The organism is Parafrankia sp. BMG5.11 (assembly GCF_004337455.1).
In genome coordinates this window covers 41,227-58,579 of record NZ_SJXI01000026.1, presented here as the reverse complement: position 1 = coordinate 58,579, position 17,353 = coordinate 41,227, and the positions used below count along the sequence as shown (strand labels likewise).

General features: G+C 71.2%; 15 protein-coding genes. 6 read left to right on the top strand and 9 right to left on the bottom strand.

Translation table 11 applies throughout. The features are described 5' to 3' along the window. The first annotated feature begins 68 nt into the window (after window positions 1–68). Both E0504_RS18010 and E0504_RS18005 read left to right on the top strand, forming a co-directional pair. Complete coding sequence (locus tag E0504_RS18010) at window positions 69–1,130, top strand: ATP-binding cassette domain-containing protein (protein WP_112108717.1); 1,062 nt, start codon at window positions 69–71, stop codon at window positions 1,128–1,130. Then, window positions 1,127–1,984: an ABC transporter permease gene (locus E0504_RS18005; RefSeq protein ID WP_071062324.1), complete on the top strand. Its 858-nt coding sequence runs from the start codon at window positions 1,127–1,129 to the stop codon at window positions 1,982–1,984. The genes E0504_RS18010 and E0504_RS18005 overlap by 4 nt, the downstream gene beginning before the upstream one ends. Before the next feature lie 59 nt (window positions 1,985–2,043). Here the strand turns inward: E0504_RS18005 and E0504_RS18000 are convergent, their stop codons facing one another. Then, window positions 2,044–5,292, bottom strand: coding sequence for a BTAD domain-containing putative transcriptional regulator (locus E0504_RS18000; RefSeq protein WP_131625129.1), 3,249 nt, complete (start codon window positions 5,290–5,292; stop codon window positions 2,044–2,046). Window positions 5,293–5,525: 233 nt separating this feature from the next. Between E0504_RS18000 and E0504_RS17995 the strand changes: the two genes are divergently transcribed. Together E0504_RS17995 and E0504_RS17990 are read left to right on the top strand one after the other, a co-directional pair. Next, entirely contained in the window at window positions 5,526–7,058 is a 1,533-nt protein-coding gene (locus E0504_RS17995; protein ID WP_112108715.1) for a PstS family phosphate ABC transporter substrate-binding protein, read from the top strand. Window positions 7,059–7,231: 173 nt separating this feature from the next. After that, a complete protein-coding gene (locus E0504_RS17990; RefSeq protein WP_200835464.1) occupies window positions 7,232–8,014 on the top strand; it encodes a sulfite exporter TauE/SafE family protein in 783 nt (260 codons plus the stop codon). 161 nt (window positions 8,015–8,175) lie between these two features. On the opposite strand, the gene E0504_RS17985 is transcribed toward E0504_RS17990, so the two are convergent. The 3 genes from E0504_RS17985 to E0504_RS17975 form a co-directional block, all read right to left on the bottom strand. Beyond that, window positions 8,176–9,459: a glycosyltransferase gene (locus E0504_RS17985; RefSeq protein WP_131625128.1), complete on the bottom strand. Its 1,284-nt coding sequence runs from the start codon at window positions 9,457–9,459 to the stop codon at window positions 8,176–8,178. Window positions 9,460–9,513: 54 nt separating this feature from the next. After that, window positions 9,514–10,089 (bottom strand): TetR/AcrR family transcriptional regulator, encoded by a 576-nt coding sequence (locus tag E0504_RS17980; protein ID WP_112108712.1) that lies wholly within the window; start codon window positions 10,087–10,089, stop codon window positions 9,514–9,516. Between the two features lie 146 nt (window positions 10,090–10,235). Further along, window positions 10,236–10,637 (bottom strand): MmcQ/YjbR family DNA-binding protein, encoded by a 402-nt coding sequence (locus E0504_RS17975; RefSeq protein WP_131625127.1) that lies wholly within the window; start codon window positions 10,635–10,637, stop codon window positions 10,236–10,238. 124 nt (window positions 10,638–10,761) lie between these two features. Between E0504_RS17975 and E0504_RS17970 the strand changes: the two genes are divergently transcribed. After that, window positions 10,762–12,411 carry a zinc metalloprotease HtpX gene (locus E0504_RS17970; RefSeq protein ID WP_112108711.1) on the top strand — a complete coding sequence of 550 codons (1,650 nt, stop codon included), beginning with the start codon at window positions 10,762–10,764 and terminating at the stop codon, window positions 12,409–12,411. Window positions 12,412–12,479: 68 nt separating this feature from the next. Here the strand turns inward: E0504_RS17970 and E0504_RS17965 are convergent, their stop codons facing one another. From E0504_RS17965 to E0504_RS17945, 5 genes are all read right to left on the bottom strand, one after another. Next, window positions 12,480–13,019, bottom strand: coding sequence for a hypothetical protein (locus E0504_RS17965; RefSeq protein ID WP_235014821.1), 540 nt, complete (start codon window positions 13,017–13,019; stop codon window positions 12,480–12,482). A gap of 144 nt (window positions 13,020–13,163) precedes the next feature. Then, window positions 13,164–13,910 (bottom strand): SDR family NAD(P)-dependent oxidoreductase, encoded by a 747-nt coding sequence (locus E0504_RS17960; RefSeq protein WP_112108724.1) that lies wholly within the window; start codon window positions 13,908–13,910, stop codon window positions 13,164–13,166. 54 nt (window positions 13,911–13,964) lie between these two features. Beyond that, entirely contained in the window at window positions 13,965–14,387 is a 423-nt protein-coding gene (locus E0504_RS17955; RefSeq protein ID WP_071062331.1) for a cupin domain-containing protein, read from the bottom strand. 39 nt (window positions 14,388–14,426) lie between these two features. Then, window positions 14,427–14,939 (bottom strand): flavin reductase family protein, encoded by a 513-nt coding sequence (locus E0504_RS17950; protein ID WP_112108710.1) that lies wholly within the window; start codon window positions 14,937–14,939, stop codon window positions 14,427–14,429. Then, on the bottom strand, window positions 14,936–15,931 hold the full coding sequence (locus E0504_RS17945) for an SGNH/GDSL hydrolase family protein (protein ID WP_207974442.1): 996 nt from the start codon (window positions 15,929–15,931) through the stop codon (window positions 14,936–14,938). The genes E0504_RS17950 and E0504_RS17945 overlap by 4 nt, the downstream gene beginning before the upstream one ends. Window positions 15,932–16,187: 256 nt before the next feature. On the opposite strand from E0504_RS17945, the gene E0504_RS17940 reads away from it, so the two are divergent. After that, on the top strand, window positions 16,188–17,345 hold the full coding sequence (locus tag E0504_RS17940) for an LLM class flavin-dependent oxidoreductase (protein WP_235014818.1): 1,158 nt from the start codon (window positions 16,188–16,190) through the stop codon (window positions 17,343–17,345). Window positions 17,346–17,353: the final 8 nt, after the last annotated feature.

Sequence of the window (17,353 nt, the reverse complement as noted above, 5' to 3'; positions counted from 1 at the left end):
ACCACACATTAATCGTCAGTAGCGTCGTCCCAGCTTCCCAGCTGCTGAGCACCATGGAAGGACGACGCGTGACAGCCACACCCGCTGTCCGGGCCGATGGCCTGGTCAAGAGATTCGGCGATTTCCGTGCCGTCGACCGGATCGATCTCGAGGTGCGACACGGCGAGATCTTCGGCGTGCTCGGGCCGAACGGCGCAGGCAAGACGACGATGCTGAAGATGCTGGCCACGCTGCTGCCGATCGACGGCGGCCGGGCCGAGATCTTCGGTGTGGACGTCGCCGCCCAGCCGCACCGGGTCCGCCAGCTCATCGGCGTGACCGGCCAGTACGCCTCGGTGGACGAGGACCTCTCCGCCACCGAGAACCTGTGGCTCTTCGGCCGGCTCCAGGGCCTGAAGGCCGCGGACGCTCGCGCCACCGCGCGCCGGCTGCTGGAGCAGTTCGGCCTGGAGGACGCCGCCGAGCGGAAGATCTCGGCGTTCTCCGGCGGCATGCGCCGCCGCCTCGACCTCGCCGCCTCCCTCATCACCCGACCGCCGTTGATCTTCCTCGACGAGCCGACCACCGGGCTCGACCCGCGCACCCGAGGCCAGATGTGGAACACCATCCGCGGTCTCGTCGAGGACGGCTGCACCGTCCTGCTCACCACCCAGTACCTGGACGAGGCCGACCAGCTCGCCGACCGGGTCTGCGTGATCGACCAGGGCCGCAAGGTCGCCGAGGGCACTCCGGACGAGCTGAAGACCCAGGTCGGCGATTCGACCCTGCAGCTTCAGCTCGCCCCCGGCGCCGACCAGGCGCTCGCCCGCGAGGTGGTGTTCCGGGTGCTCGGCGAAGAGCCGGTCACCACCCCCGAGTCGGGCCGGATGAACGTCCCGCTCGATGTCGCCGACCGCGCCGCCGACGTGCTGATCGCGCTGCGCGAGGCCGCCGTCTCGATCTCCTCGGTCAGTGTCGCGAAGCCCAGCCTCGACGAGGTCTTCCTCGCCCTCACCGGCCACGGCACGGATACCGGAGACGGCACCGGCACCGGGGACGGCACGGGCACCGGCACCGCCGGCCCGGCCGGCGCCGTCCCCGGCCAGGACACGAACAGCCCCGACAAGCCCGTCATGGAGAAGGCCCGATGAACACCCTCGTAGCCGAACCGTCCGCCGCCCGCCCGCGATCGGCGCCAGCCGTCGACCCGGCCGCCGCCGTAGCCCGCACGCGCGCCCGCCCCGGGCTGGGCGACACTTTCAACCAGACCTTCGCGATGGCGTGGCGGGCGCTGAAGAAGATGCGCCGCAACCCGGAGCAGTTCTTCGACGTGGCGCTGCAGCCGCTGCTGTTCACCGCGATGTTCGCCTACGTGTTCGGCGGCGCGATCTCCGGTGACGTCGACAGCTACCTGCCGTTGCTGATCCCCGGCATCGTCGCCCAGACCGTGCTCACCACCTGCATGGCCACCGGGGTGCAGATGCGGGAGGACATGGACAAGGGCGTCTTCGACCGGTTCCGGTCGTTGCCGATGTCCCGGATCGCGCCGCTCGCCGGGCCGATGATGGCGGACCTGATCCGTTATCTGATCGCGGCCGTGCTGACCTACCTGATGGGCCTGATTCTCGGCTACCGGCCGGGCGGCGGGGTGCTCGGTGTGGTCGGCGCGGTCCTGCTCGCGGTCTTCACCGGCTGGGCGCTCGCGTGGGCGTTCACCTGGATCGGCACGCTGGCCCGCAGCGCCCGCAGCGTGCAGGGGATCTCGATGATGATCCTCTTCCCGCTCACCTTCCTCTCCAACGCCTTCGTGCCGGCGGACACGCTGCCGGGCTGGCTGGAGTCCTTCACCAGGATCAACCCGGTGTCACACCTGGTCTCCGGAACCCGCGACCTCGCCAACAACGGCGTGATCACCGCGCAGGTCGGCTGGACGCTGCTCGCCGGCCTCGCCGTGATCGTGATCTTCATGCCGCTGTCGGTGGCCAGCTACAAGCGGCACCTCTAGCCGGGAATCCGGTGCCCTCACCCGATGGGCGGGCGACGCCCGGTCGGCGTCCCGCCCGGTCAACTGCCCGGCCAGCCATCCAGCCATCCAGTCAGGCGTTCGGCCAGGTGCGCGACGAGGAGGCGGGCCTCGTCGAGAACCTGCGCCGGGCGCCGTCCGGCGACACTCGCCCGGACCGCCGCGAGCGTGCCGGGCGCGCGGCGTTCGGCGATCGGCTCGATCCGCGACCACCCCATCGACGGGATCGTCGCGGGGTAGGCGAACCGTTCCGCGAGCGCCAGCAGCCGGACCGCGTCCTCCGGGGCCATCCCGGCCAGACCGTCTCCGGGCGCCGGGAGGTTCTCCCGAAGACCCCAGGCGCCCAGTGCGAACAGCACCGTCCCGTACACCGGGTAGTCGGCGCCGGCCTGCCCGCGTCGGAACGCTTCGACGCAATGGGTGAGGCAGGCCCGGAACAGGCTGTGACCGGTGGCGAGGTCGTCGGCCGTGCTCGCGTGCCGGGCGAACGCGGCCACCGTCGCCGCGTCGCACACGAGCACCCAGGGCTCGAGGCCGGTGGGTTCCACGCCCGGCAGCCGCAGGGCCCGCATCTCCTCCGCCGCGTCCACGTACCGGCGTAGACCACCGGTCGTGTCGCCGCGGGCGATCATGATCTCGGCCTCGGCGGTGGCCATCATTCTGCCGCCGAGCCCCGTCCTGTCCTCCGGGGCACTCTGGGCGAGGTGGCTCTCGGCCGCTTCGAGCCGGCCGTCGTTGATGGCGTCGAACGCCAGCAGCACCCTGAGCTGCGCGACGTCGTCGCGGGCGCCGAGCCGTTCCAGGACGGGCAGTGCCGCGCGAGCACACGACCGGGCGGTGGTGACGTCCCCGAGCTGCATCGACAGCGCGGCGAGCTGGGTGCGCAGCACGGCCGCGATCCACGGGCCGTCCTGCGGCGCGGCGAGCGCCAGCGCCCGTTCGGCGCAGGCCGCCGCCGTCCGCGGGACACCGTCGTTCTCCCACAGATGGGTCAGCCACATCAGCGCGATCAGGCGCGTGTGCCGGTCGGCGTCGTCCACGAGCTGTTCCAGCCGTGCCGCGGCGTCCGCGGGCCGGGTCGGATCGAGCGCAAGCTGCACCCGCACCGAACCGGCCAGCCACGTGTTGTCCGCGTCCGCCGGATCGAGCGGCACCAGCAGTTCGCAGGCCTCCTCCGGGTACCTGACGGTCATGAGCATCTTCGTCCGCAGGATGGCGATCCGGCTGGCCAGGGTCGCCGAGGCCGCCGCTGGCGGCGGGGCCCAGTCGTGCAGGGCCTCGGCGACCGCGTTGGCCAGCACCATCATCCGCGTGTGATCGCCGCGGATCTCCCAGAACGGATTGAGCACCGCCAGCAGCCGCACGACCGCCTCGGTACCGCCGTCGACCAGCGCGGCCCGCAGTTCGTCGGCGAGGTTCGTCTCCTCGGCCGCGACCGCGTCGATCGCCGCGAACTGCCGCTCACTGAGCAGGTCCGCGCCGTGCCGGGTGACGTAACCGACCGCCCAGGCCCGCTGGGCCCGCCGCGCCCACACCTGCTCGCCGGCCTCGGTCAGTCGCAGCCGGCCGAACTCGCGGACGGTCTCCAGCATCCGGTAGCGGACCCCGTCGGCCGACTCACGCACGCTCAGCAGCGACTGGTCGACGAGGTTCTGCACCGCGTCGAAGGCGTCCAGGGGCTCCGGGCCGGCGACCTGCCCGGCGGGGTCGGGCGCGCCGAGCACCTCCTCCGCGGCGTCGAGGGTGAACCCGTCCGGAAAGAGCGCCAGCCGACGCAGCGACCGCCGTTCCGGCTCGGCCAGCAGGTTCCACGACCAGTCGATCACCGCGAGCAGCGTGCGGTGACGGTCCGGCGCGCCGCGGTCGCCGCCGCGCAGCAGGGCGAAGCGGTCCGCCAGCCGCCGGTCGACGTCCTCCACCGACATCGCGCGGACCCGCGCCGCGGCCAGCTCGATCGCCAGCGGAAGGCCGTCGAGCCGGTCGACGATCCGGCCGACCACCTCGGGGTCGAGCCGGACGGTGGGCCGGGCGGCGGCGGCGCGCTGACGGAACAGCTCGGTCGCGTCGGCGCGGCCCAGCTCCCCGAGCAGGTAGACCCGCTCGGCGCTGATCGCCAACGGCGCCCGGGTCGTGGTGAGCACCCGGACGTCCGCGGTGGCGGTGACGAGGAAGGCGACCAGCTCGGCGACCTCCTCGACGAGGTGCTCGCAGTTGTCCAGCAGCAGCAGGCTCGACCCACGCGAGAGCTGCGCGGCGATACGCGTGCGCAGGTCGGCGCGCTGGCCCGGGGACAGCACCCGGCGCTCGCCGATCGAGTCGCGGACACCGAGCGCCGAGCCGACCTCGCCGAGCAGGTCCTCGGGCGCCGTCACCCCGACCAGGTGGACGACATGCACCACCGGCAGCGTGCTCTCCCGGGCGAGCCGGTGCGCCAGCCGGGTCTTGCCGAGGCCGCCCGGCCCGACGATCGACACCACCCGTGACCGGTCCAGCAACGTCCGCAGCCGCTCGACGTCCCCCTGGCGGCCCAGCAGGGGAGTGGCGTCGTAACGGAGGCCGTCGCGGACGGGCTGGTCGGCGGCGAGCAGATCGCGCTGCAGCCGGGTGAGTGCCTCCCCTGGGCCGACACCGAGCCGTTCCCGCAGGTCCCGACGGTGGCGTTCGAAGCGCTCCAGGGCCGCCCCCGGCCCGCGGACGGCGGCCTCGCTGTGCAGCAGGTCGGCCAGCAGGGCCTCGTCGTCGGGCCGCTCGGCGTGCGCCGCCTCCAGGAGCCCCAGCGCCTCGGTGTGCCGGTCTGTCCGGCTCGCCGCCCGGGCCAGCAGCAGCCGGGCCGCCGCCAGATCGCGGCCGGCCGCCCGGCGCACGTCGGCGAGCGGGCCCTGTTCGCCCGCCGGCACCGGCGACAGCGACGCGCCGAGCTCCAGCGCCTCCCGGGCCCGCTCGGCGGCGGCGGCCGGATCGGCCGCGAGGAGGGTGTCAGCCTCGGCGACCAGCCGGCCGAGCAGACAACTGTCGACCTCGGCCGGAGGCAGGTCGAGCCGATAGCCCTCGCCATCGCGTACCACCGCGGCGCCGCCGCAGGCGGCCCGCGTTCGGGAGACGACCACCTGAAGACCCTTGGCCGCATTGGCCAGCGGCTCCCCGCGCCAGATCAGCTCCACCAGCCGCTCGGCCCGCACCGGCCGCCCGCGTTCCGCCGCCAGCGCCGCCAGCAGCGCCCGCGGCCGGTCGCCGACCACCGGGATGCCCTTCCAGCGCACCCCGTCCAGGAGAGTGAGGCCCACGCCCATCCCGGCCACTCTAGAGCGGCAAGCTGTGATCGGCGCGGCGACGGGACAGCGGGGGGCTCGGGTGGTGCGCCCGGCGGTGTGACGCCTCCGCAGGAACCTCCTGGATCACCGGATGAATTCACGGCGAATATCAGGCGACCGAGTAGACCGCGGCTCTCCAGTCCGCGACGGGCCCCATACGGTAACCGAATCAACACGTCGGGCCGGTTGGGCATGCGGGGGCGAGCTGCATCGTGAGCTGGCTGAGTGCCGAGAACATCGTGGCCGTGCTTACCGCGGCGCTCGGCATAGTGGCGTCCTTCGCGGTGGTCTGGTACGAGCGCCGGGTGCCGCGCCGCAGGCGCATTGGCTACCGCGTCCAGATGGACATGCCCATCGGCGGTGACAATCGTGACGGGCAGGGTCAGGAAAACATACGGCTGGGCCTGTTCAGCGATCTCCCGGACATGTCCGACGCGACCCTCGTCCTCCTGCGGGTCGAGAATGACGGTGCGCAGAGCGTGGCCAGCACCGACTACACCGGCGGCGACCTGCACGGTCTCACCGCCGTCTTCACGGAACGCATCGTCAGGGGTGTGACCGTCACCCAGCCCAACGCCGACCACCTCATGGAGCACTTCGCGTCTTCGAGGGGGATGCGGCACAGCGGCAACACGATCTACCTGCCTCGTGTTCCGCTCGACAGCGGTCAGCACTACAAACTGCTCGTGCTCCTCACCGGCGGCAGCGTCGGCTGCGCCGTGCGCGTCACCGGTGGGATCCGGGAGGGCGCGGTGCAGCCCAACCGGAGCACCACGGTCGACGACAAGCCGCCCCTTTTCAACCGGCCCGCCCGCCTGATCACCATCCTGCTCACGCTCTGCGTCACGGTGCTGGCGAGCATCGTCGTCGGTGGCGGCGGTGCGCCCCCGCCCATCGGCTGCGCCACAGGGAAGCTCACCGTCAACGGTTCCACGGCCTTCGCGCCCGTGGTGCAGGAAATCGCCAGGAGATACGAGTCGGACTGCCCCGACTCAAACATCACGGTGGAGGCTCGTGGCAGCAACGAAGGCATGCAGAGACTGGTGGAGACGGGCGAGTCCGAGAACGGTTCCCCCGCCATGATCGTCATTCGTGACGGTGGTGGATCGCAGCTCGACCCGCGCCTTCAAGGGGACCGGGTAGCGGTTTCCGCCTTCACCGTCGTGGTGAACGACGAGGTGTCGGTCAGCAGCCTGACGATCGAGCAGATACGCCGCATCTACCGGGGCGATGTTGTCAACTGGAACCAGGTTGGCGGGCCCGACCTCCCGATCCTGCTGGTGAGCCGCGACGCCAACTCTGGTACCCGCGACCTGTTCCGGCGGCGCATCCTTGCCGGCATTGGTGAACCCGCCTACACCTCCCAGGACTGCGAGCACCGGAACTCACCGCAGGACAAGGTCATCCGCTGCGAGCTCGACAGCACCGAACGGGTACTGCGAAGCGTGGCCAGGCTGCCGGGCGCGATCGGCTACAGCGAACTGCGTACCGCCGCGACCGTCAAGGGCCTGCGCACCGTGCGCATCGACGGGCAGGATCCCTCGATCGAGGCCATCCGCAACAGCACCTATCCCTTCGCGGAGGTCGAATACGCGTACACCTACGGGCAGCCGCCCGCCGGCTCCCTCACCCTGAGCTTCCTCGACTATCTGACCAGGGGCGGCGGGCAGACCGTCATCAAGGCTCACGGCGCTCTGCCGTGCTACAGCCCGGAAGGCCTCAGGCGCTGCCAGGAGGGGCCCTGAAGCTCCACGGGTGACGGTGGGCGGTGCGCCCGGCCAGACCGGCCGTGCGGAGCCGCTCGCGGCGGCTGCCGATCCGGCCGGTACCGGCCATGACGGCGATCAGGCGCCGGCCCGTCGTCCCGTGCGCCAGCGGCATCCGTCAGGATCGGAGGTGTGAAAGCGGCCCGGCCCGGGTGACCACGATCCTGCTCGGTCTCGCCTCTGGACTGCTCATCGCGACCATCACCGCGCCCGTCGGGGTCTCCGGCGCGGTGTTTCTTCTTCCTGTCCAGCTCGACGTGCTGCACGTTCCCAGCCCAGCGGTCACACCAACCAACCTGCTGTTCAACGTCATCGCCATACCCGGGCCGCTCGGCCGCTACCACCAGCAGAAACAGCCCGGTGGCCCCCTGACCCGCCTGCTGGTCCTCGGCACCCTGCCGGGGGTGGTGCTCGGTGCCGTCGTCCGGGTCCACTTCGCCCCCGGCGCCCGCCTGTTCCGGCTCCTCCTCGCCGCGATGCTCTTAACCCTGGGCGTCTGGCTCTGCGCTCGTACCCTGCGTAGACAGCCGCACCAGACCGTCCCGAGCGTCTCGTCACCACGGCCGCGCACCATCACCGTGCTGGCTCTGATCGTCGGGTTCGTCGGGGGCATCTACGGCATCGGGGGCGGCTCGCTCCTCGGCCCGATCCTGGTCGGACGCGGCATGTCCGTGGCCGTAGTCGCCCCCGCTACCCTCGCCTCGACGTTCCTCACCTCGATCGTCGGCGTCGCGGCCTACGCCGTGCTCGCCCTGACCACCGCCGGGAACATCGCCCCCCATTGGGCACTCGGACTTACCTGCGGACTCGGCGGACTGGCCGGCGGATACCTCGGCGCGCGCCTCCAACCCCACCTGCCCAACACCGCCCTACGCCTCCTCCTCGGCGTCCTGGCCTGCGCACTTGCCGCCGTCTATCTGATCCAGGCCGCTTGATGCGCCCGGCACACGAACACGCCGGTTGAACCGCCCCGCAGCAAACGCGCACCGCTTTCGCTGGAAGCATTCGAGCGAGTGCCGCGCCGCTCACCCGCTCTGCGAACCTGCTCATGAACCTTGCTCGGGCTCGGGCTCGGGCTCTGGTTCGGGCCATCGGGTCAGGCGGCGTGCCTTCCCTGCGGCTGGCCCGGGTCGAGGTCCTCGACCTCGGCGATGAGACGGCCGTCGGCGGCGTCGCGGCGCAGGGCCGCGCCGAGCCGCGCGGCGGACCGCCGGTAGGAGGGATCGTCCAGGACCCGCCGGACGGCGTCAGCGATCTTCGCCGGCTTCGCCGCACGACTGACCGACAGCCCGGCGCCGTGGTGGACCACCCGGGCGGCGTTGTCGGCCTGGTCGCGGCCGTGCGCCAGCACCACGACCGGGACACCGGCGGCGAACGCCCGTGCCAGGGTGCCGTGGCCTCCGTGGGTCACGACGAGCGAGACGTGGCGGAGCACCTCGCCGTGGGGCACGGCGGAGACCACGGTGACTCCGGGCGGTGCGGTGAGCTGACCGGGATCGATCACCGGGCCGGTCGTCACCAGACCGCGCAGCGACAGCGATCCCACCGCGTCGTCGACCCGCTGCAGGCATTCGGCCTGGTTCTGGAACGTGCTGGACATGGACACCAGGACCAGCGGCGCGTCCCCGGCCGGCGGCTGCCACGGCTCGGCCGCCCACACCGGCTCGTCGAGGACCGGCCCGACGTAGCGGACGTTCGCCGGCAGCCGCGCCGGGAAGTCGAACTCCGCGCTCGTCATCACCAGCTCGCGGCGGGCCCGGTGGGGCTGATCCTGGTAGTGCGCCATCGGTTCCAGGCCGTACGCGGCTCGCAGCGCGTTGAGCCCGGGCAGGGCGGCGCCGTCCCACATCCGCTGAGACATGGCGCCGACGAGCCGGTCGCGCAGCCGGCCGGCCGGTCCCCGGGCGGGTCGCAGCCCGGGGCCGAACGGCGGCAGCCCCGGTGCGGGCAGCGGGTAGATGTTCGGCATCAGGACGTCGAACGGCACTCCGTCGGCCTCCGCGGCCACCATCGCGCCGAAGGCGAAGAACGACGCGAGCACGAGGTCGGGGCGATCCGCGTCGATCGCGTCGGTGACGTCGCGGGCGTAGCCGGGCGCGGGGCGCACGATCAGGCGCCTGATCATCTCCCGCAGCAGCGTGCGCGGGCTCCGCAGCTCCCACTCCCGGTACGGAGCGTGCTCTGGCTGGTTGTCGGGCCGGTTGAGGCCGTTCCGCCAGGGACGGAAGGCCGCGCCGGTCGCGGCGACGGCGGGCACCATCGAGTCCTCGGCCAGGACGGTGACCCGGTGGCCGCGCTCGACGAGCCGTCGCGCGAGGCCGAGCTCCGGAGCTACGGAACCACCACCGTCAGTGAGGGCGAACAGGTACGTGTTGCTCATCGGTGACCTTCCTTCGGTCCTTCGCTCGGGATTCGTGCCGGGATTCCTGTCGGGTCAGCTGTCCGGCACGTCACGGATCAGCACGCCGCGTACCAGCGCGGTCATCGTCCGGGTGGTCTCCGGCCGGCTCAGGCGCAGGTCGCGGCGCAGCAACTTCCACGTGTAGACGTCGGTCGCCGCGTGCAGCGCGTTGAGGCCGCGCAGCCGGTCCGCCGGCACGGTGGGCAGGTGGGGTGCGAAGACCTCCTCCAGCCAGGCCCGGTGCGCCGCCCGGGCCTGATCGAGGATGGCCGCCAGGCGCCCGAGCCGTTCGGCGGACATCGCCCAGCGGACGTTGAGGTCACCGGACCGCTCGTACTGCTCGACCAGCACCTCGACGGCGTGCTCCGGATCGCCGTGCCGCACGGAGGTCCGCAGCCCCTCGATCTCCGACCCCAGGAGTTCGATCGCCGCCGAGGCGGCGCCCTCCTTGGACTCGTAGTGGTTGAGGACGGTCTGGTGGGAGACGCCCGCGCCGGTCGCGATGTCCGCCAGGGTGATGTCCTCGTAGGGCTGCGCGAGCAACAGTCGCAGCGCGGCCCGCGCGATCCGCTCCCTGGTGGCCGCCACCGCATCCGCCCTGGTTCCCATGAGTCGAGCCCTCCCCGGATCGATTCGCTTGAGTGACAGTCAAGCATTTCGCTTGAGCGGCGCTCAAACTTTGTCGGGGGTGTGACAGCGCGCGACAGCCGCCCGCGCCCGCGGCGCCGGCGATGCTTCCTGGTGATCGGGCGGGCTCAGCCCAGAGCTGGCTGCTCGCCGCTCTGCTCGGCGTGCTGGTCGAGGTCGCCGCCGAGCGCGTCCGGCGCGCGCATCCGCCAGGCGTCGGTCACGAGCTCCCGCAGGCGGCCGACCGTCACCTCAGCCAGGCGCACCATCACCAGGGGCAGGCCGTTGTAGCCCGGCACGGTGAAGAAGATGTCAGGCTCGCCGAGCAGGAGCGCCTGCTTTTCCGCCTCGTCGCCGACGAACAGCACCGCGGTATCGGTCCGGATCACGCGCGGTTTCCCGGGCGTGCGCTCGGGATAGGACCAGACGAAGCCCCTGCCGGCCACCCGGAAGTCAAAGCCCTCGCTCGCGATCTCCACCACGTGCGGCAGCGCCAGCGCCAACCGGCGCACATCGTCAGCGTCAGCCACCGAGGTCTCCCCGAGAACGCGCCCGCAGCATGCGACGAGGCTATCCTCCGGCAGCCGGGAACGGTTTTCGATAACTTGGTCCGGGTTGTCCGGCTGGTTGTCTGGCCGATTCGGGGGGCGGGGCATGACGGGTTACGTCTGGCGGCGTTCGGTGGCCGCCTTGTCGGCGCTGGGCGGTGTACTGATCCTGGCCTGCTGGCTGCTGACCGTCTTCACACCGGTGCCGGTCCTTGTGCCGGTGGCCGTCGTGACCGGCCTTGCCCTCCTGCAGTACCTGGTGGGGCCGCGGGTCGTGGAGTGGCTGGCCCCGGCCCGCGAGCTGGAGCGTGGCGCCGACGGATATCTCAGCGACGAGCCGGTCGCCGCGATCGTCGCCCGGCAGTGCCGGAACGCCGGCATTCCGCTGGTCCGGCTCGGCATCGTCGAGGACGGCGACCCCAACGCGTTCACCTTCGGCCGGACCAGGCGGGACGCACGTATCTGGATTTCCCGCGGGCTGCTCGACCGGCTCAACGACCGCGAGGTCGAGGCGGTCGTCGCGCACGAAATCGGGCACATCAGGAATCGGGACTTCGCCGTGATGACGGCGCTGTGCGTGGTGCCGACCCTCATGTACTACGCGGCGTCCGGCACGCGCAACGGCGACCAGTCCGGGGACAATGACCCGGTCAGGCTGATCGGGTCCGCCGCCTACCTGCTCTCCGAGCTGGCGCTGCTGAGCTTCTCCCGTGCCCGTGAGCTGGGTGCCGACCACGCCTCCTGCGCGCTCACCGGGGACGGCGACGCGCTGTGCTCCGCCCTCGTCAAGATTGTGCACGGGATGGGGGAGCGGGATCAGGATCTCGCCGCCCGCGTCCACGTGCTTCGGGAGAACGACGAGAAGAGAGCGGCCCGTCGGCTGGCTCGCCGGGAGAACAGGGTCCGGGCCGTCGGAGCCCTCGGCATCGCCAGCAGCGGCTCGGCGCCGTCCGTCGGCCTGATCGCCCTGGAGCTGCCCCCCGAGCGTCTCGTGCGGGCGTTGCGCTGGGAGGTCACCAGCCCCTGGGCACGCTGGCTGGAGATCCTCTCCACCCACCCCCTCGTCTCGACCCGGATCGCCGCGCTGGAGGCGAGCGGCCTGCCCGGCGCGCCCCGGCAGTGGCGGGGAGCCCGGAGCGCGGCGCGCGGGAGCGCCGGCGAGCGGGTCCGGGCCCGCGGGCAGTTCCTGGTGGAGCTGCCCGTGTACTTCGGTGGCTGGATCTGCCTGGGTGCCGCGCTGATCCTCGCCCGCCGCGGGCCCGACCACTACGACCTGGGCTTCCTCGCCGGACTGGTGACGGCCGCCGGTGCGCTGCTGCTGATCCGCGCGGGCCTGCGGGCGCCGCTGGGCACTCCGGAACCGGTCGGACGGCTCATCGAACTGCTCGACCGGCTCGACGCCGGGCCACTCGGTGCGATACCGGTCAGCCTGCGCGGGACGATCGTGGGCCGGGGCGGGTTCGTCACCTCGCCCGACCTCGTCCTCGCGGACGCCAGCGGGACGGTGCCCGTCGTGTACCGCCACCCGGCGCCGGGAGGGCGGATCCTGTTCGCGCTGACCCGGGCCCAGTCCTTCGTCGGAGACGAGGTGGTGGTGACCGGGTGGTATCTGCGCGCGCCCCATCCGTACGTCGAACTGCGCACCGTGACCGGCGCCGAGGCCGGAACCGTCCGGTGCTGGCTTTTCGCCGCACGCTATCTGCTGTCCGCCGCGGTGCTCCTCGCCGGAGCCCTGCTGTTCGTGTACGCCCCCTGAGCCCGATCCTCAACCCGGCCTGGTGTGGTGTGGATGATGCGCCGCGACAGCGGATGTCTCGACGGACGTCAGCGGGACAGTCCGGTCGCGCGCAGCGGCCGGAAGAACGCGCGGATGTCCGCCACCAGTAGTTGCGGTTCCTCTGCCGCGGCGAAGTGGCCACCACGGCTCATCCGGGTCCAGTGCACGAGGTTCGCCTCGCGCTGCGCGAGGGCGCGTGGCACGTGCGTCAGCTCGTATGGGAACACGGCGATGCCCGTCGGTGACTCCAGGACGGGCCGACGGTCGTGCGAGGGGGTCCACGGCCGCTGGAACGAGTCGGCGTAGAACCGCAGCGAGCCGCTGACGGTGCCGGTGAGCCAGTAGAGGGCGAAGCTCGTGATGAGGTCGTCCTTGGTGAAGCGGCGTTCCACGTCACCGCCGCAGTCGCTCCACGCCTGCCGCCGCTGCACCATCCAGGCGGCCAGGCCGACGGGAGAGTCCTGCAACGCCCAGGCCAGGGTGCGGGGTTCGAACGTGTGCGTCAGGAAGTGCGTGAGGTTGAGTGCCGCGGGGCGCTGCCTGTCGAAGTCGGCGACTTCCTCCGGCGCGAAGTCGTCCCGGCTCACCCCGCGCAGGCTCTTCCGCCCAGACCGCGGTGCGCAGCCGGTCGCCGAGCACCGCCAGCCGGTCCTCGCTGATGTGGATGCGAAAAGGCTCGACTGCCACGTGTTCACCCTCCGGCCACGATTACCAGGTGAGAAGGCCGGCGGTCAGCTGACGGTGAGGCCGTTGTCCATGGTGTAGACGGCACCGGTCACCGAACGGGCCTCGCCGGAGGCGAGGAAGGAGAACAGCGTGGCGATCTCCGCCGGCTCGGCCAGGCCGCGCAGGCCAGCCATGCGACGGGAAAGGTCGGGGTCCATGCCGGCCGGGAACGTCATCGCCGACGCGATGTTCGTGTTGGTGCCCGCCGGGGCGATGGCGTTGACGCGCAGCGGCGTCTTGAGGAACTCGACGGCCAGCGCCCGGGTGAGCTGGATGACGCCACCCTTGCTCATGCAGTAGGCGGCGGAGTAGGGGAGCCCCTGGATACCGGCGTTGGAGGCGATGTTCACGATGTTGCCACCCGTCTCCAACAGGTGCGGAATGGCGGCCTGAGCCAGGAAGAAGTAGGCGTCGAGGTTCACGCCCATCACCCGTCGGTACTGCTCCAGAGTCACCTTCGTGGTGTGCTCGGCCAGGTAGATACCGGCGACGTTGCCCAGTACGTCCAGCTGCCCGAACTCGTCGACGCACGCGGCCACCGCCTCGGCGCACGCAGCCGGGTCGCTGACGTCAGCCTGGCGGACCGACACCGTGCCCGCGGTGAGCGCCTTCGTCTCGGCCAGCCGGCCCTCGTCTATGTCGAGGGCCAACACCGCGGCGCCTTCCCTCGCCAGCCGGATGGTGATCGCCCGGCCCATGCCTGATCCGGCGCCGGTGATGAGGGCGACCTTGCCCTCGAACAAATCTGTCACGACTGACATCCCTCGTTTGGTAGATGGCCACAGGGCGCTGGGTCAGGGCAGCGGTCAGGACGACCGTTGATCGACGAAGATGCCGGGCTGGCCGGCGTGGATCTCGATCCACTCGGCGCCCTCGTCACCGGCCCGCCAGGCATAGAGAAGGTCGGGCGTGAAGAAGCCCATGCCGGCCCCCACGTGCCGCCTGCCGAAGATCAGCTCGCCGCGGAGGACGTAGTTCAGCTGATGGGTACCGTGCCGATGGGGCTTGACCTTCTCTCCCGGCGCGGCGGTCTCATGGTAGACGCACAGTTGCGGGGACTGGAGAATCGTCCTGGTAACCAGGTCGCGGCCGAAAAGGTCCAAGTACTGCCGGGTTTCCTCGGAATCCCCCATGATATCCACGTTGGTACGGCCCGGGAGCTCGTTGACGTCGAAGAAGAACTGCCGAGGCCTCTCCTCTTCGCCGTTCCGGTCGGCGTCACCGTCCATCAGAACGCTCCTTCCGGTTCGATTCGTGACCATCAATGGTTATCTGACGGTCAGACTGGCGTAGCTGCTTCGGTAGTAGAGGAGCGGAGCGGCACCCTTGTCGTCGACCGCGAGATCGCAGACCTTCCCGACGACGATGGTGTGGTCGCCGGCCTCGTGGAGAGTCTCGATGCGGCAGTCGATCCACGACGCGACGCCGGGCAGGATCGGGGCGCCGGACGGCGCGGGCCGCCAGGGGACGCCGCGGAAGCGATCCTCACCCCGCACGGTGAACCGGCGTGACAGTTCCTCCTGGCCGTCGGCGAGGACGTTCACGCAGAACCGGCCCGCGGCCCGGATCGACGGCCACGTGGTGGAGGTGTGCGCCACGCAGAACAGCACGAGCGGAGGAGCGAGCGACACCGAGCTGAACGAGTTGGCCGTGAGACCCACCGGACCGCCCGCCGGGTGCGACGCGGTGACGACCACGATTCCCGTCGCGAACGTTCCAAGCGCGTTCCGGAAGGCGTTCGTGTGGTCGTCGGTGTGGTTCGGGGGCCGTGTGCCGCTCATGTCCCCGGCCCCGCCTTCCGCAGGACGGGTTCCAGGCGGTCGGCCATGACCGCGTGGCCGTCGTCGCCGGGGTGGACGCCGTCGGCCAGGAGTGACTCGTCCAGCAGGGTCTCGCCGTGAACGAGGGTGAGTGACGGGTCGCCGCCGTCGATGCGTGCCTGGACGAGGGACGCCATCGCGACCCGTAGATCGTCGAGCGTGGCGCCGACGCGGTTGGGGGTGGTCTCGGCGTCCGGGCGGCGGATCGGCGTGGTGACCACGACCGGCGTGTCCGGGTGCCCCTGCCGCACCACGGTGAGGAAGACGTCCAGCCCGGCGCGCAGCAGTTCGGCGGTGTGCGGGATCGTCGACCAGCAGTTGGTGCCGTAGCTGATGCTGATCAGTGCCGCCGGGACGCTCGCCAGGTGTTCGGCGGAGGGGATCTCGCCGCGGGCGGCGCCGGCGTAGCCGAGGTTGCAGACGTCGAGGCCCAGCCGGCGGCCCAGCCGCGCGGGCCAGGACGAGCCCGCCGAGCTGGCGACCCAGCCCTCGACGATGGAGTCACCGTAGGCGAGCCAACGTGGACGGGGCGGTCCCGGTTCGAGGGAACCGCCGACCGGGGTGAGTGAGAGCACGGTCGGGCGCATGCGTTCGGGCAGGTACACGGTCGTCGTCCGCGTGCCGGCGTTCAGGGGCAGCTCCACGGTGCCCTCGCCGTGGACGGCCGGGGCGGTCGCCAGCAGTGAGTCGCCCACCCACATCTCGAAGGTCTGGCCGACACCGACACCGACGCCGGGGCCGCGTGGGCCGCGGGCGTCGCACTCGGTGCGATACGCGACGACCACCGCCTCGGCGTCGCCCTGTAACTCGAGCCGGACTCCGACCGGAATGGAGGCCGCCTGCCAGGTTCCGCCCGGCAGGCGCGGCGCGTCCGCGGTAACCGCGCGCGGGTAGGAGATCTCCGGCGTACCAGCGAACGGGCTACCCCGGAGAAATATAAGTGGATCAAGCAACGGCATCACGACCTCGCATTCACCGTTGCGCGGCCCGGATGCCTGACGCTTCGAGACCGCCGCATTGTTCCGTATCTGGAACAACCATCTTGCGTTCAGGAACGTAACGACCTGGGAGTGGGGGTGTCAACCGGGCTGGGTTAGGGCTGGAGTTCGGGTCGAGCTGTCTGGCTGCGACCCCGTTGACATCGACGGAGCGGCACTTATGGTGGTCACTGTACCAACCACGCCGTTTGCTATAACAAACGAGGCCGCCGTGAAACTGGATCTGCTGTACGAGGTGGACGTCCCGAAGCCGTGGTCGAAGCCCCATCCCCACGGGCAGCGCGAGGCCGAGCAGGCCGCCTACCGCGAGGCCATCGCCCAGATCCGCCTTGCCGACGAGATGGGTTTCCACACCTCCTGGCACGTGGAGCACCACTTCCGCGAGGGGCGGTCCCACTGCTCGGCGCCCGAGGTCCTCATCGGGGCGCTCTCGCAGGTCACCGAACGGATCCGGCTCGGCTTCGGGGTGACACTGCTGCCGCCCGCGTTCACGTCACCCGTGCGCGTTGCCGAGAAGGTCGCCACGGCCGACGTCCTGAGTAATGGGCGCGTCGAATGGGGGACGGGCCGCTCGACCCCCATGGAACAGACCGCTTTCGGTGTCGACATCCCGCAGAGCAAGGATCAGGTACGTGAGGCGATCCAGGCCATTGTCGAGGCCTGGGAATCCGAATACTTCTCGTTCGAGGGAAAACACTGGCGATTCCCCGCGGCGGGCAACGTCCCCGTCCGCATGGTCACCCCCAAGCCGATGCAGGATCCGCACCCACCCTGCTGGATGGCGGCGTCGAGCACGGGCAGCGCCCAGGCCGCCGGCGCCATGGGCCTCGGCCTGCTCTCGCTGTCGATCATGCGGCCGCTGGAGCAGATGGCGGAGACCATCCAGCTCTACCGGCGGGCCGCCGCCGCCGCGCAGCCGATCACCCGCGTGGTCAACAACCGCGTGGCGGCCTACACGCTGGTCCACTGCGCGGACACGATGGCCCAGGCCGAGGCGAACGGGATCTGGGACGCCACCTGGTGGTGGTACAGGAACCTGGCCGAGTTCACGCTGGAGTGGGAGTTCCCGCACGCCTCCGAGCAGGAGCGGGAGAAGATGTTCCCGATCCTCGAGCAGCGGCGGAACGCGCCGCCGGATCCGAGGCAGTTCAGCGACGCCGACATGATCATCGTCGGTGATCCCGACGAGTGCCTGCGCAAGATGCTCCGCTACGCCGAGCTCGGGGTCGACCGGCTGCTCTGCTACGTGCAGTTCGGCCGGCTGTCCCACGAGGCCGTGATGCGCACCATCGAGCTCCTCGGCACCCACGTCATCCCCGAGCTCGAACGTCGCGAGGTCCAGGTCTCGACCTCGGTGACCGCCACCTGATCCCGACG

What these genes read in the sequence shown, in the direction of transcription:
- E0504_RS18005 (WP_071062324.1), top strand. Translation starts at nt 1,127, where the DNA reads ATGAACACCCTCGTAGCCGAACCGTCCGCCGCCCGCCCGCGATCGGCG.
- E0504_RS18000 (WP_131625129.1), bottom strand. Translation starts at nt 5,292, where the DNA reads ATGGGCGTGGGCCTCACTCTCCTGGACGGGGTGCGCTGGAAGGGCATC.
- E0504_RS17985 (WP_131625128.1), bottom strand. Translation starts at nt 9,459, where the DNA reads ATGAGCAACACGTACCTGTTCGCCCTCACTGACGGTGGTGGTTCCGTA.
- E0504_RS17980 (WP_112108712.1), bottom strand. Translation starts at nt 10,089, where the DNA reads ATGGGAACCAGGGCGGATGCGGTGGCGGCCACCAGGGAGCGGATCGCG.
- E0504_RS17970 (WP_112108711.1), top strand. Translation starts at nt 10,762, where the DNA reads ATGACGGGTTACGTCTGGCGGCGTTCGGTGGCCGCCTTGTCGGCGCTG.
- E0504_RS17955 (WP_071062331.1), bottom strand. Translation starts at nt 14,387, where the DNA reads ATGGACGGTGACGCCGACCGGAACGGCGAAGAGGAGAGGCCTCGGCAG.
- E0504_RS17950 (WP_112108710.1), bottom strand. Translation starts at nt 14,939, where the DNA reads ATGAGCGGCACACGGCCCCCGAACCACACCGACGACCACACGAACGCC.